Below are 13,428 nucleotides of genomic sequence, written 5' to 3'. Positions count from 1 at the left end.
CTCCGGCCCGAGGCCCGACCAGCGAGAGATGTACCCGCGCTGGCGATGCTGGTCAGTGCCGCGTCGTGGAGTTGTCAAGCTTCACGGCGAGGCGCAGGGGCCCGCGCGGACGAGATGGACGGCGGCGCCCTCGCCGCTGCAGCCTCTTGCCCCGTGAAGCTTCTCCGAACATGGCTCGTGCTCCGTCGCGATGGTCGCCGGTACAGCCTCTGGGCCGTTGCTCGGGGCTGGTCCTGAGATCGACCGCCGGGGCACGCTGGGGGCACGGGAGCCCTCGACGAGCCCGGAGCCGACCAGAACCACCAGAAGGTCAACAGCCAGGTCAGGGCCAGGACGACCCCTCACGGCCGTAGTGGCTCCGTCCCGTGAACACGCTCCGGCTTTACAGGCCGGCTCCTCAGCTCCGCTCCAAGCTGGCTAGACCACCCTTCGCGCCGTCGGGAATGATGGTGAACCGCGGTTGAGGAGGTGGGCCTTGAATTCGCTTACGGTCCACGCCAAGCGAGGAATTGTCCCAATGTGATTCCGCATTGGAGCTCTCGGATTTGACGTGCCAACCCAGTGGGTGCGTGATGTCGTTGTATGTTGTTGGATCGATTAGGAACACCCTCCGTGCGGGGTCGTCATCCAACCAGTTCCGGAGTATTGCGTTCACGTGCTCGTCGCGATACGAGTACCCTATAATGCACAGGTCTTCGCACTGCTGCAACTCTTGACTCCATCTCCACAACAACTCTAGGAACGGCCATTCAGCAGTTAGCTTGTTCCTGCCGCCGAAGAGGATGGCTTGGCTTCGGTAGCTAAGAGCCTCGCTCTGTTGGGCTACTCTTGTTACACCATGGCTTCCGCGGACCCAATTGCTTGATCCATGCAACTTTATGAGTTTGATTCTCGCCGCCCCGTAGTCGATCTCCCTGTCTCCTGGAGCGGTTGAAATTCCGTCTGAGACTTCAACTCCGAAGCTTTCTCCTGCGAGTTCTAGGCACTGATCGTAGTTCAACGTGGCGACCGCGACAGGCGCAGAAGTGCGGTCGGATAAGGTGAAGAGAGGCTGAAGGTATTGCACTCTTGCCGCGTCGTCGATGTAGACGGCCTTAACTACGTCGGTCCTAATTTGATCAAGAATGGTCTGAGGTAGGCCAGGCGTCTCAGCGTGCGTGAGTCGACGCGCCAAATCTCGAGAGCTCCTCGTCAGCGAGATCGTGGGATTTCTGTCGGTCTTGCGGGCCTCGGCCACAGTCTCCTTTTGGAACTTCTTGAGCAGGTTCTCGACCTCTCGCGAATCTGCACGTCGGTCTTGGAAGGAGTTCAAAAGCGGATGCCAAGCGGTGACGAACGGGGATATATCGAGCTGGTTCCTAAAGACTAGATCGTTGACCGCGTTATATAGTGATTCTGAGTCAACTCGGGAGCTCGGCTCGGTACTGTTTGAATCTACCGCCGCAGCGGCGCGCTGCATCTGGATGCCGGATCGGACAAACTCCAAGATGTTCCGATTCTTAACTGAAGCACCTTTGATGATTATGTCTGTAAGGTCTGCTGCCATTGGTAGTCCCGCATCAACCGATGACCCGGCCCCGAGAAGGAAGCCCGCCCTTCGGTTAACTCCAAAACCATCTGCCATAGCGCCGCCTCATCAACACATCGGTAAGCGAAGGAGACTGATCGTGCACACTCTAGCGAAACATGTGCTCTGACTGGCGGTACCCCACCTCGCGTCGTTAGCGCACTCGGCGAGCCGCTGAGAGGGCGCAACGTTGAACCAGTACGTGAGTTCGACCGGTGTTGAGGAGGGCAAGACAGGGTGGTGCGGCCCGTTGGCGTCTCATGGCCTGTCAGGGTCTGAACGGTCCCGCACCCCTACTCTGGCCATGCGGCTCCCGCTGACTCCGGCTAACAAGCGCGACTTGCCGAGCTAATCTCGTTGTCGTCAAGGCGTCGGCTATGGACCCTCAGCCCTGGCCACCCGCTTGACCTCCAGCGGGCAGGGGCCGGACGGCGGAGGCATCCGGGGATCGACCTCACCTGTCCTCGTCGAGACTGGGTGGAGGGCGCGTCCCGCACCGTCTGTTGGCCAGTCCCGGCAATCCAAACGATCGATGGTTCCTCGCGCCCGAGCCGCCGGCCTAGAGCCGATGCGTTGTAGTTGTCAATGATCGAGTGCCGCCTTTGGGGACCATCTGGGGACCACACGGGCTCCACGAGCCCGTGCGGCTGCACATCGGGCACGTCGCCGGGGGAGTGGTCCGAGTGCCTGATGTGCAGGAACGCGTCGATCCTCGTCCTGGGGCTCAAGAGCGATCGCCAGGAACATCGCGGGAACGTGCCGCTCGACGCCGTCCGTAAGTCCTCGAAGCGCGCCGACGCGAACATGCAGCTCAGCGCCGCGCGACGGTGCCCGGCGGTGGTCGACAACATGGCCGGGCAGGCTTCACACCGAAGAGGTCACTGGTTCGATCCCAGTATCGCCCACCAGCAAAGGCCCTGGTCACAGCCCCACGCGGCGCTGAGACCAGGGCCTTCGTCGTGTCCGGCGAAGATCGATGCGGCAGGGACGATGTCGGTGGCGTCCGGGGCGCTCTCGCGTCCACGACCGGCAGCGCGTCACGGTCGGTGGGCATGGCGGCGGCGCTGTCGGGGGCGGCGGGCGCGAGCACGGCCGACAGTTGGTCAAGCAGCTCGGGGCGCACCCGGTAGTACACCCAGGTGCCGCGGCGCTCGCCGGTGATCAGTCCGGCCTCGCGCAGCACCTTGAGGTGGTGGGAGATGGTCGGGCCGGACAGGTCGAACACGTCGGTGAGGTCGCAGACGCAGGCCTCGCCGCCGGCGTGGGAGGCGATCAGCGAGAGCAGCCGCAGGCGGACGGGGTCGCCCATCGCCTTGAACACCCGCGCCAGCTCGGTGGACTGGTGCGCGGACAGCGGCTCGCGCGCCAGCGGCTCGCAGCACCCGACGACCCCAGCGGGCCGGACCTGCCTCTCCTCCTGCTTTGACATGCATCTACCTTGACACTCGTCGAAGCACGAGGCAACCTCTGGTTCGACCGACGTCGAAACAGACGTCCATCGAGTTCGAGGAGGACCACCATGTCCCGTGTGCAGCTCGCCCTGCGGGTCTCCGACCTGGAGGGCTCGATCCGCTTCTACAGCCGGCTCTTCGGCGTCGAGCCGGCCAAGCGCCGTCCCGGCTACGCCAACTTCGCGGTCGTCGAGCCGCCGCTGAAGCTGGTGCTGCTCGAAGGCGAGGCCGACCGCCCGACCGTCATGGACCACCTCGGCGTGGAGGTCGGGACCACCGCCGAGGTCGACGACGCCACCGCGCGGCTGTCCGAGCTGGGGCTGTTCACCCAGGTCGAGGACGACACCACCTGTTGCTACGCCCGCCAGGACAAGGTGTGGGTCCAGGGCCCCGGCCACGAGCCGTGGGAGGTCTACACCGTCAAGGAGGACTCCCAGGACTTCGGCACCAACGGGATCATCACCACGATGCCCGACGACGCCTCCGGTGAGACCGTCACCGGGCAGACCGCCTGCCCCATCGCGTGCTGTGGGGTCACCGCCTGCTGCTCCCACGACGAGCAGGCCACCGAGTCCGGCGTGACCGTCACCGAGGCCAAGACCGCCGCCGGCTGCGGGTGCGTCGCGTGAGCACCGGGTCCGCGGATCGGTAGGCCGTGGCGCGCGAGCAGGTCCGTGCCCGCTACGCCGCCGCGGCCGGCGAGGCCCGTCCCGGCCAGAACCCGAGCTGTTCGGAGTCCGACCCCGCCGGAATGTGTGCGTCGCCGACGACCCGGCCAACGTCGCGGAGGCCGCCGCGTCGGTCGGAGCGATCACGGGTGTCCTTCGCCCGACCGATCACCTGGCCCAGCTCCGCGAGGCCGGCCTCTCCGAGGTCGCGGTCGCCGTCACCCACGAGGTCGCCAGCGGCGTCTTCTCGGCCGTGATCCGGGCATCGCGCGCCGGAGGAAGCCGGGCGCACACTGCGCGCATGGACCGACGGGCGCTTCACCGGGAACTCGAGCGCGCACGCTCGACGTTCCACGAGCTGCATGCCCAGGCGACTCCCGCGGCCTTGAGACGCCGGTCGAACGGCACGCGGTGGACCAACCAGCAACTGCTGTTCCACATGCTGCTCGGCTATCTGATCATCCGGGCGCTCGGGAACCTCGTCCGTCTGATCGGGCGACTCCCTCCCGGCGTGGGTCGGGCCTGGGCGAGAGCCCTGGACGCCGGCACACGCCTCTTCGATCTCGCCAACTACATCGGCTCCTGGGCCGGTGGCAGCACCCTCGGGCGGCGCGGGCAGACGGCGCTGTTCGACCGGGTGATCGCCGCGCTGCACCGCCGCCTGGACCGGGAGACGGACGCCGACCTCGCTCGCGGGATGAACTACCCCACCCGCTGGGACCCGTACTTCAAGCCGTACATGACCCTCGCCGACATCTACGCGTTCCCGACCCAGCACTTCGACCACCACCGACGACAGCTCACCCTCGATGGGCCTGCATGAGGGGGTTCGTCGCTGCGGTCTCGTGGATCACGAGCTGGGCGCCGGCCGGGTCGTCCCACCAAGGGAGATCACCCGGAGAGCCGTTGGTCCGGTCGCGAGAACGCCTCAACCCTTCGCGAGCTTCGCTGCGTAGGAGCCAACAGAGGCTCGACGAGAGCCACCGGCCAGGGGCTTCTCGTGTTCGTTCACTCCGTCGCGCGGTCGGTGCGGGGCGGGACACCGTTGAGGTCGAGCGCGAACGCCCCGATCCCGTACGCCAGCGTGTCGACCATGCGGTCGAGCATCGGCCGGTTGATGTTGTCGACGGTGTCGCAGGCCTGGTGGTAGCAGGGGTCGAACGGGGCGCCGGCCTGCCCGCCCCACAGCTGGGCCTGGTCCGCGGACTTGATGCCGGCGTCCCCGGAGAACACGCCCCCCGTGGCGATCCCGGCCGCGACGAACGGTCCGTAGTCGGAGTCGTCGACGAACGGGGTCCCGCGCGGTGCGACGCCCTGCGACGCGAGGCGGTCGCCGAGGAGTCGCTCGACGGCCCGGGAGCCGGGCGCCGCGGTGTCGGTGTTCGCGCCGTCGGAGCCGTCACCGTCGTACACGAAGTAGCCGCCGTTCGGTGCGGCGATGACATCCGAGTTGAGCATCAGCGCGATGTCGCGACGTCCGTCGGGGGACAGCCCGGCGACATAGGCCTGGGACCCCACCAGACCGTCCTCCTCGGCCCCGAACCAGACGAAGCGCACCGCGTGGGTGACCGGAGCGTCGGCGCCGAGCCTCGTCGCGATCTCGAGCTGGGCGGCCACGCCGCTGCCGTCGTCGTCGATCCCCGGCCCCTGGGGCACGCTGTCGAGGTGGGCGCCGTCGAGCACCACCTCGTCGGTCCGCCCGGTCCTGGTCTGCGCCACGACGTTGCGCGTGGTGGCGGTCGCCGCCAAGCCCTCGCCGTCGTCGTGATCGTCCGAGGCCTGGACGACCACCGGCGTCTGCACGTCGAAACCCGCGCGGCGCAGGACGTCGGCGACGTAGTCGACGCTCTGCTCGTACCCCGGCGTCCCCACGGCCCGGTTGCCGCCGGTGCGGGCGGCGATGTCCTGCAGGGCCTGCAGGTGCACGAAGGCCCCGGACCCGGTCGCCTCCGACGCGAGGCGCTCGGCGAGGGTGCGATCGCCCGTCTGCACCTCCTCGGTGGACGACGTCGACGCCCCGCCGCCCGACGAGCAGGCGATCACCATCAACGGTGCGATGACCAGCGTGGCGATCCGACGTCTCGACACGGACACCCCTTTGCGGGCGAATCGCCGACACTCCGCAAACTAGACCGTCGGGCCGCTCGCGGGCCAGACGCGCGTCCGGACGGACGCTAGGCGTGGACGACGACCTCGCCCTGGATGACCGTGGGCGGGTTCGGCAGCGCGCCGCCCAGCCCGAGCTCGCCGATCAGCTTCGCCGCGGCGCGCGTCGACTCCTCGGCGCCGGCCCGGTCGGCGAAGACGCTCACGGTGACGAGGCTCGCGTCGCCGCTGTCGACCAGGTAGTAGGCGACGAAGCCCTCGATCCCGGTCATCAGCTCGCGGAGCCTGGCTTCGTGGCCCTGGATCTGCGCCACGACGTCCGGTGCCTCGTTCTGGTAGTGACGGACCGTGGTGAAAATGGAGCGGCTCCTCTCCGTCGTGCCGCCGATCGGGCGGACGAGGACGAGGGTGGGCGCACCCGGCGCGCACCTGCACCTCCGAAGGGATGACAGTGGCCGTCGACGGAGCGGGCGTGCACGCTCGCGGGCGTGGCAGCCAGGTTCGTCGGGGACGTCGTCTGGAGCGCGATCGGCGTCGGCGGGGCGTTCGGCGCGATCAGGGTCATGGAGTCGTTCCGCCCGGAGGTGATCTCCGACGACGTCAGCGCGCCGCGGAACGTCGCCGGCGTCGGGGAGCTGACGCGGGCCTACTTCCTCTCGGCGTCGATCATGGCCGCCTCGCCGATGGCGACGACGACGCGCCTGCCCGCGGCGTGCGGGCCCCTCGGGATCGCGGTCCAGATCGCCGGCGTCGGGCTGCGGGTCCGCGCCATGCGGGCGCTGGGCGGCCACTACTCGCGGGGGCTCCGCGTCGCCGAGGGGCAACCCGTCGTCACGTCCGGTCCCTACCGGCACGTGCGTCATCCCGGCTATCTGGCCGCCCTCCTCGCCTGGCTCGGCGCGGCGATCAGCACGCGCAACGCCGTGCCGGTCGCGATCACCCTGCTCGCGGTCGGGACGGCCTATCGGCACCGGATCGACGCCGAGGAGGCGCTGCTCGTGCACGACCTGCCGGGCTACGCCGAGTACGCGGCCACCACCGGGCGGTTGGTCCCGTTGCTCGGTCCCCGTCGCTGATTGGCGTGTCATTCACTCGAACGGGTGGGTGGGCCGTTCATACTCCTTTTGCCGCCGGCCTCTGCGACGACGCGTTGTCGGCACTCTGGGGGAGGCGTGCCATGAATCCGTTCACGATCAGCGGGATCCTCGCCGGAATCGTTCTGGGATTCCTGCTCGGACGGTCCTGGGCCGAGTACTTCAATGCCGCGGCGGTGGGGCAGCAGGCGCACAACAACCGCAAGAACTACCGGGGGAGGAGCACGCTGGCCTGGTACCTCGGCGCCTTCCTCGTCATCGGGGGCGTCCTGTTCTTCGGGTACGCCGTCCCGGCCTGACCGGCGGCGACGTAGACACCGCCGTCGGGGCGGGCTTCAATCCTGGAGGCATGGGAGCGACCCCGGCCGCGGCCGCGTGGTCCACGACGGCGGTGGATCAGGACCAGGCCTTCGACTACTGGCGCGACCTGATCTGCGACGCCTTCGTGCAGCTCTCCGCCCGCCCGGGGCACGACGGGCCGTTCGACGGCGCGATCGAGCACCAGGTCCTCGACGACGTCGAGCTGTCGACCGTCACCGCCGACGCCCAGCGTGTCGACCGCACCCGCACCCTGATCGCGCGGAGCCACGAGGACTACGTGCTCGCGAGCATCCAGCTCGACGGCTACGGCCGGATCCGCCAGGACGGGCGTGTCGCGAGCCTGCGGGCCGGGGCGATGGCGTTCTACGACAGCACCCGTCCCTACACCCTCGAGTTCGGTGACCGGTTCCGGCAGCTCGTGATCCAGGTGCCGCGCTCCGCGGTGCCGCACGCGCGGGTCCGCGAGGCCACCGCGGTCACGCTCGACGCCCCCGGCCCGGGCCGCGTGGTGACGGAGTTCTTCGTCGGGATGGCCCGTGAGGCGTGGCAGGGCCACCCGTCGCCCGCTCTGGTCCCGCACGCGTTGGGCCTCCTCGAGTTCGCCCTCGGGCTCGCGGCCTCGACGACGGCGGGCACCGAGGCCGGCTTCGAGGCCGCGACCCGCCAGCAGGTGCGCACCGCGATCGCCCGCGCCGCCACCCGGCCGGGCGTGAGCGCCGAGGACATCGCGGCGGCCTGCCACGTCTCCCGGCGGACGCTGTTCCGAGTCCTGGCGGCCGAGGGCGCGACGCTGCGCGAGCTGCTGCGCGGCGAGCGGGTCCGGCGCGCCGAGGTCCTGCTCCGTGGCCAGCCCCACCTGCCCGTCGCCGTCGTCGCCGCGCGCTGCGGCTTCGGCGGCGAGGCGCAGCTGCACCGCGCGTTCCGCGAGGTCACCGGCGTCAGCCCCGGCGCCTACCGCTCCCGGGGTTAGGTCGGCACGCGGCGCGAGTGCCGGTGGCACGCGGCGTCAGTCCGCCGCCCGGGACGTCGCGCACGCTCCCGTCACCGGCGACGACGTCGTCCCGCCACCGCGATCGACGAGGAGACCCCCATGGCACACGTGGTGCGTGCGGCCGCCGTCCAGGCCGAGCCCCGCTGGCTGGACCTCGACGCCGGCGTCGAGCACATGATCGGCTACATCGCCGACGCCGCCCGGCAGGGTGTCCAACTGGTCACCTTCCCCGAGACGTTCATCCCCGGCTATCCGTGGTGGATCTGGCTGGACGCGCCCGCCATGGGCATGCCGTTCGTGCCGCGGTACGCCGAGAACTCCATGACCCGCGACGGTGAGCACATGCGGCGCATCGCGCACGCGGCCGGCGAGCACGGCATCCACGTGGTCTTCGGCTTCAGCGAACGCGCGGGCGGCAGCCTCTACATGTCGCAGGCGCTGATCTCGGACACCGGCCAGGTGATCAGCGTGCGGCGCAAGCTCAAGCCGACCCACGTCGAGCGCTCCGTGTTCGGCGAGGGGGACGGCAGCGACGTCCAGGTCCACGACACGCCCCTGGGGCGGGTCGGGGCGCTGAACTGCTGGGAGCACCTCCAGCCGCTGACCAAGTACGCGATGTACAGCCTCGGCGAGCAGATCCACGTCGGCGCCTGGCCGAGCTTCTCGCTCTACCGGGGCGGCGCGCGAGCACTCGGGCCGGAGGTCAACAACGCCGCCAGCCTCGTGTACGCCGTCGAGGGACAGACGTTCGTGGTCGCGCCGTGCGCCGTCGTCGGGCAGGCCGGCCACGACCTGTACTGCGACACCGAGACCAAGCGCCAGCTGCTGATGCTGGGCGGCGGGTTCGCGCGCATCTTCGGGCCGGAGGGCACCCCGCTCGGCGAGGACCTCCCGGAGACGGAGGAGGGCATGGTCGTCGCGGACCTCGACTTCTCGATGATCGCCATCGCGAAGTCGGCGGCCGACCCGGTCGGGCACTACGCGCGCCCCGACGTCATGCGCCTGCTCATCAACCGCGCGCCGAGCCCGGCCGTGGTCGACCGCAGCGTCCCCGCCGTGCCGGCGTTCGTCGACGCCGACGAGCTCGCGCCGGCGGACTGACGCGCGACTGCGGTGCGCCGCGCCGGAACGCGGGCCCGGCTCGGTGATGCTGTCGCCGTGACGGACTTCGTCGGCGCGCCGACACCCGGTCCCGGCCGCGATCCCGGTCCGGTCGGCAAGATCATCCTGCTGCTCCTCTGGCTCGTGCTCGCCGTGCTCCCGATCGTCGCGGCGATCGGGGACCTCCGGCTCGCCACCGGAGCGATCGGCACGCCGGGAACCCTGACCGTCGAGCAGTGCACCGACCTCGGGCGGGGCCGCTACGACTGCACCGGCCGGTTCGCGCCCGACGGGGGAGGGCCGCCGGTGGCCGTCGACGCCTCGCCGGACTCGACCGCGGGCGACGTCCGCCCGGCGCAGCTCACGCCCGAGGGGGACCGGGCCGTGCCGGCCGGGACCGCCGGCATCCTGGCCGCCCTGACCCTGCCGTTCCTGGGGCTCTTCGCGCTCGGGTTCGTGCCGGCCATCGGGCTGTGGGCGACCGGGAGCCGCCGGAGCAAGCGCCCGGCGGTCGCGGGCGGGGTCGTGATCGGCGTCGTGTCGGTGATCGGGATCGTCGTGGGACTGGTCGCCGCGTACTCCTGACGTCTCCCGCGGCATCGCTGTGGTGGGCATGGAGCTGCCCTCCGATACGGGAAGTGTGAGCGACTCCACGTCGCGGTCGATTGCTCGCCGAGGGCACGCACGACTCGGCCGATCGAGCGACTTCTCCCGAGGGCGGCGTTTCTCGGGTCTACCTTCTCGGTGACCGGATTCTGGGGGGAATCATGGACAGACTGAAGTCGGTCGGTGCCGCTCTTCTCCTGGTGTTGTTCGCCGCAGCGTGGACCTACGTCGGTGTCCGCCTGATCGCCTACGCGCCGACGCCACAGTTCCCGGCGCTCGACCTGCCGGAGGCCCAGGTCACCGTCGCGGGCCTGCTGGCGACGGCCGTGGGCGCGGGAACGGCCTCGGTGCTCGGTATCGAGGTGGCCAAACAGCAGAACACGCAGACCGTGGCGGTCCAGGCCAGCGGAGCCGTCTCCCAGAATCCGTTGCTCGGAATCGGTGTCGTGATCTACGCCGCCGTGGGCTGCTTCATTCTCGGCGTCTACTGGTTCACCTCGGAGAAGACACCCGACTTCATCGCGGCCTTCGCGCTCGGATTCCTGGGATGGTTGGCCGCCACCTTCACCGCCGTCTACCGGGGTGCGGCCAGCCCGGGAGGGGCTCCGCTGGTCGAGGATCGTGGAGAGGCCGGAGCGGCGCGGGAGACACCTCCGGCGCCGGCTCACTCGACGCCGCCGTCGGGCGGCGCCGGGAACGCGTCCGGTGCTGCCACTCTGGTCGGTGCGGGAGCGCCGACGGTGTCGACGAAGAACGGCGCGAGAGACGACGATCCGGAGGAACCCGGCGAGGCTTGATGACGCCGCGAGTCACGCTCCGCGGGTCGCCGCTACGAGCCTCGCTCCCGTCCGGTCGACGGCCGACCGCAGGAGGGGCTCGGCCCGATCGAGGCATCGGGTGACGACGTGGTCCGTTCCGTAGCGGACGCGGATCTCCGCCCAGCGCCCGTCGGGTGTCCAGTGCTCGCCGCGGGGCCCGGTGACGGCGTCGCAGTACCAGAGGGCGTCGCGCGTCGGGCTCTCCTCGTCGGCGAAGCGGGCCAGGCCGCCGATCCCGCGCTCGGCCGCCTCGACGACCGCGGCGGAGTGGTGGGCCACGAGCGCGACGACCCTGTCGTCGTACCCGCGGGCGGACAGGAAGCGGGCCCCGTCGAGCGGGTGGAAGCCGCTGCGGGCGACCACGGGTGAGTAGCCGATGTCGTGCAGGACGGCGGCCTGGATCAGCGGCTCGCGGTCGACCTCCGGCAGATCCGCCAGCTGGAGAGCCTCCCGTGTCGTGGCCTGGACGTGGAGCCAGCGGTCCGGGAGGTGGTCGGCGAGGACCGTCTCCGCGAGTGCGCGGGCGTCGGCGAACGAGGGCATGTCTCACCTTCCGACCTCGGCGTCCGGCCTCCGTGGCGGAGCTTATGGCCGCGACGTGCCTCGTACCCGGTCTCGACCGCGCGGTCGTGGAGCTTCTGCCCCACCGCCGACGACGGCCTCGTCGACGACGCCCAGCTCCTCGCCCACCAGGGCGGGCTCTGGTAAGTCACCGACGGGCTCGCCGAGCCCCTCGACGCGCCGATCACCGCGATCGGCTCCGGCGGCGACCTCGCCCTCGGCTGCCTCGAGGCGTGCCTAGACCACGAGCGGCTACCCGGGAGCGACGAGGACGGGCTCGCCGGGACCGCCGGCGCCCTCGTCGCCGCGATCGGCGCCGCCGACCGCTACGACACGGGCACCGACGGCGCCGTCGAGGTCCTCTCCCTGCACCCCGGCGGGCGGATCACCCGCCCCCTCGCCCCCGAGGGGACCCCGTGGCACGACAAGCGAGCCGAGGCCGCCCGACCGGCCGGCGAGGCGGCGCCGCCCGCGGCACCGCCAACCGGCGACGCACCGTCCTCGCGGCGCGCACCCCGGCGCAGAAGCGCCGCAAGGGCGCCTTCCTGACCCGCCACTTCGCGCCGAAGGCGCGGGCGCCGCTCACCACCCCGCGGCGGCGCCCCGACCCCGCACGCGCGCGGCGCCGCCCGCTGGGGCGAGCCGATCCCGCGCACCCGCGCCGGCGAGGCCGCCCTCTACGCCAAGGGTCGCCGGATGCTCGCCGCGGCACGCCGGTAGCCCGGGTCAGGCGCCGCCGTAGCGGACCGCCATGTAGGCGGTGACGATCTCCGCGACCGCCCCCGCGAACACCGTCGCCCGGAAGACCCAGGTCCGCCAGCCCGGCCCCTGCGGCCCCTCCGGTTCGCCGGTGTCGTTGCCCGCTCCCGCTCCGGGTACGTTGCCCATCAGTCGTCCTCGCTCTCATCGGGAAGGTCACAGCTCCGCGAGGCGAGCAGGACGGCGACCCCGGGCGAGCCCGCAGTTCGCGCTGGGGGCCCGCCCACCCGCGGGGCCTCTTCCACGTGGAGGGGCCCCGCTTCGCGTTCGTCGCCGTCTTGATCGCCCGGCACCGCCGAAGGTAGCGGCGGGTGCTTGGGGGCTCCCGCGCCGACCCCCGCCCGCTACGTTTCTCCATTCGCATGTACTAACTCGCGAATCCGAAGCGGCGCGAAGTGCGCTAGAGACGCGAAAGAGGCCGGGGGCGTCACGTCCCGTCGATCCCTGCTCAGACGAGTACCGTCCCGCGTTTCCCCTGCTCAGACCTCGCGTTTCTGAGCGGTACGGGATAGGCGCGGTATCGAGAGGGGATATCGAGACATAGCCTTACCGCGACGCCAATGATCAGGGTCACAGTCGAATTGCTCCGCTTGATGTAGGGCGCCCGCCCGCCGCGGCCGACCACGACGTGTCAACGCACCCCGCCACCGGCCGCCGCCTCACCGCGAGTGCTGCGCGCACCCCTCGACCGGCGCCTCCCCGACCCGCGCGAGCACCGCCGACCCGCACTGCGGGCAGTCGGACATCTCGGCGAGGATGCCGCCGCCGGTGAGCGCCTCGAGCGCCTCGAGCCCGTCGTCGTCCCCGTCGTGGTCGCCCTCGGCGACCTCGCCGTCGTCGAGGTCGGGCAGCAGCTCGCGCACCAGGTCTCCGCCGGGCGCCGCTCCCGGTCGCCGTTCACAGGTCCCGCCCGGTCGTCCCGTGCTCCGCGGCGACCCAGGCGGGCACGGCACCACCGGTCTCGCGCGCGACCTCCTCCTCGATCGCGGTCTCCGGGTCGTCGGGCGCCGCGGCCCGCGCCTCGCGGGCCTCGAGGTCGGCCCGCCACGCGGCGAGCGCCTCGACCGTCGCGGCCTGCGACTCGTTGATCCGCCGCTGCGCCTCGTTGGTCGCCTGCTGCATCTCGATCGTCTCGCCGACCCTCTCGGCGGTCTCCCGCTGCCCGGTCGAGGTCGCGAGGATCGTGCGGCGGGCCCGCACGGTCGACCACAGCGTCACGAGCAGGGCGACGAGGACGATCCCGTCGGCGACGGGGGTCACGCCGGCACCAGCGTGAGCGCGTCCGCGTGCTGCCGATCCAGCTCGGCGACCGCGAGCTCCGGGCGCGGATCGGCCTCGGCCTGCGCCCGCAGCTCCGGCAGCCCCGACTCGATCGAGGCGAGGCC

The 13,428-nt window shown here is 70.9% G+C and carries 16 protein-coding genes and 1 pseudogene; 8 read left to right on the top strand and 9 right to left on the bottom strand.

Features of this window, described 5'->3' with window-relative positions:
- Window positions 1-397 precede the first annotated feature (397 nt).
- Both ACR9E3_RS29760 and ACR9E3_RS29755 read right to left on the bottom strand, forming a co-directional pair.
- Complete coding sequence (locus ACR9E3_RS29760) at window positions 398-1,624, bottom strand: SIR2 family protein (RefSeq protein ID WP_460384514.1); 1,227 nt, start codon at window positions 1,622-1,624, stop codon at window positions 398-400.
- A gap of 1,015 nt (window positions 1,625-2,639) precedes the next feature.
- Window positions 2,640-2,996: pseudogene (locus ACR9E3_RS29755) on the bottom strand (ArsR/SmtB family transcription factor); the annotation flags it as partial.
- Between the two features lie 90 nt (window positions 2,997-3,086).
- On the opposite strand from ACR9E3_RS29755, the gene ACR9E3_RS29750 reads away from it, so the two are divergent.
- Window positions 3,087-3,647: an ArsI/CadI family heavy metal resistance metalloenzyme gene (locus ACR9E3_RS29750; RefSeq protein ID WP_460384513.1), complete on the top strand. Its 561-nt coding sequence runs from the start codon at window positions 3,087-3,089 to the stop codon at window positions 3,645-3,647.
- A gap of 52 nt (window positions 3,648-3,699) precedes the next feature.
- On the opposite strand, the gene ACR9E3_RS29745 is transcribed toward ACR9E3_RS29750, so the two are convergent.
- A complete protein-coding gene (locus ACR9E3_RS29745; RefSeq protein ID WP_460384511.1) occupies window positions 3,700-4,050 on the bottom strand; it encodes a hypothetical protein in 351 nt (116 codons plus the stop codon).
- 21 nt (window positions 4,051-4,071) lie between these two features.
- Between ACR9E3_RS29745 and ACR9E3_RS29740 the strand changes: the two genes are divergently transcribed.
- Window positions 4,072-4,509 (top strand): DinB family protein, encoded by a 438-nt coding sequence (locus ACR9E3_RS29740; RefSeq protein WP_460384509.1) that lies wholly within the window; start codon window positions 4,072-4,074, stop codon window positions 4,507-4,509.
- A 185-nt stretch (window positions 4,510-4,694) separates the two neighbouring features.
- Here ACR9E3_RS29740 and ACR9E3_RS29735 read toward each other — a convergent pair whose 3' ends face one another.
- Together ACR9E3_RS29735 and ACR9E3_RS29730 are read right to left on the bottom strand one after the other, a co-directional pair.
- Window positions 4,695-5,774, bottom strand: coding sequence for a M20/M25/M40 family metallo-hydrolase (locus tag ACR9E3_RS29735; RefSeq protein ID WP_460384508.1), 1,080 nt, complete (start codon window positions 5,772-5,774; stop codon window positions 4,695-4,697).
- 86 nt (window positions 5,775-5,860) lie between these two features.
- On the bottom strand, window positions 5,861-6,106 hold the full coding sequence (locus ACR9E3_RS29730) for a hypothetical protein (RefSeq protein ID WP_460384507.1): 246 nt from the start codon (window positions 6,104-6,106) through the stop codon (window positions 5,861-5,863).
- 174 nt (window positions 6,107-6,280) lie between these two features.
- On the opposite strand from ACR9E3_RS29730, the gene ACR9E3_RS29725 reads away from it, so the two are divergent.
- From ACR9E3_RS29725 to ACR9E3_RS29700, 6 genes are all read left to right on the top strand, one after another.
- On the top strand, window positions 6,281-6,868 hold the full coding sequence (locus tag ACR9E3_RS29725) for a methyltransferase family protein (protein WP_460384505.1): 588 nt from the start codon (window positions 6,281-6,283) through the stop codon (window positions 6,866-6,868).
- A 101-nt stretch (window positions 6,869-6,969) separates the two neighbouring features.
- Window positions 6,970-7,185 (top strand): hypothetical protein, encoded by a 216-nt coding sequence (locus ACR9E3_RS29720; RefSeq protein WP_285659485.1) that lies wholly within the window; start codon window positions 6,970-6,972, stop codon window positions 7,183-7,185.
- Between the two features lie 50 nt (window positions 7,186-7,235).
- The gene (locus ACR9E3_RS29715) at window positions 7,236-8,177 is read left to right on the top strand and encodes an AraC-like ligand-binding domain-containing protein (RefSeq protein ID WP_460384504.1); all 942 of its coding nucleotides are present in this window, start codon (window positions 7,236-7,238) and stop codon (window positions 8,175-8,177) included.
- Window positions 8,178-8,297: 120 nt separating this feature from the next.
- The gene (locus ACR9E3_RS29710; protein WP_460384502.1) at window positions 8,298-9,299 is read left to right on the top strand and encodes a carbon-nitrogen hydrolase family protein; all 1,002 of its coding nucleotides are present in this window, start codon (window positions 8,298-8,300) and stop codon (window positions 9,297-9,299) included.
- 57 nt (window positions 9,300-9,356) lie between these two features.
- Window positions 9,357-9,884, top strand: coding sequence for a hypothetical protein (locus tag ACR9E3_RS29705; RefSeq protein ID WP_460384501.1), 528 nt, complete (start codon window positions 9,357-9,359; stop codon window positions 9,882-9,884).
- Between the two features lie 182 nt (window positions 9,885-10,066).
- Window positions 10,067-10,702 (top strand): hypothetical protein, encoded by a 636-nt coding sequence (locus tag ACR9E3_RS29700; protein ID WP_460384499.1) that lies wholly within the window; start codon window positions 10,067-10,069, stop codon window positions 10,700-10,702.
- Between the two features lie 12 nt (window positions 10,703-10,714).
- Here ACR9E3_RS29700 and ACR9E3_RS29695 read toward each other — a convergent pair whose 3' ends face one another.
- From ACR9E3_RS29695 to ACR9E3_RS29680, 4 genes are all read right to left on the bottom strand, one after another.
- Window positions 10,715-11,266: an HDIG domain-containing metalloprotein gene (locus ACR9E3_RS29695; protein WP_460384498.1), complete on the bottom strand. Its 552-nt coding sequence runs from the start codon at window positions 11,264-11,266 to the stop codon at window positions 10,715-10,717.
- Window positions 11,267-12,010: 744 nt separating this feature from the next.
- Window positions 12,011-12,172, bottom strand: a complete 162-nt coding sequence (locus ACR9E3_RS29690; RefSeq protein ID WP_460384496.1) for a hypothetical protein — start codon at window positions 12,170-12,172, stop codon at window positions 12,011-12,013.
- 530 nt (window positions 12,173-12,702) lie between these two features.
- Window positions 12,703-12,906, bottom strand: coding sequence for a hypothetical protein (locus ACR9E3_RS29685; protein ID WP_460384495.1), 204 nt, complete (start codon window positions 12,904-12,906; stop codon window positions 12,703-12,705).
- A gap of 34 nt (window positions 12,907-12,940) precedes the next feature.
- The gene (locus tag ACR9E3_RS29680; protein ID WP_460384493.1) at window positions 12,941-13,303 is read right to left on the bottom strand and encodes a hypothetical protein; all 363 of its coding nucleotides are present in this window, start codon (window positions 13,301-13,303) and stop codon (window positions 12,941-12,943) included.
- Window positions 13,304-13,428 lie beyond the last annotated feature (125 nt).

This window comes from Actinomycetospora sp. C-140 (assembly GCF_054796175.1).
Note: the sequence above shows the minus strand (reverse complement) of the source record. Positions and strands in the feature narration are given on the sequence as shown.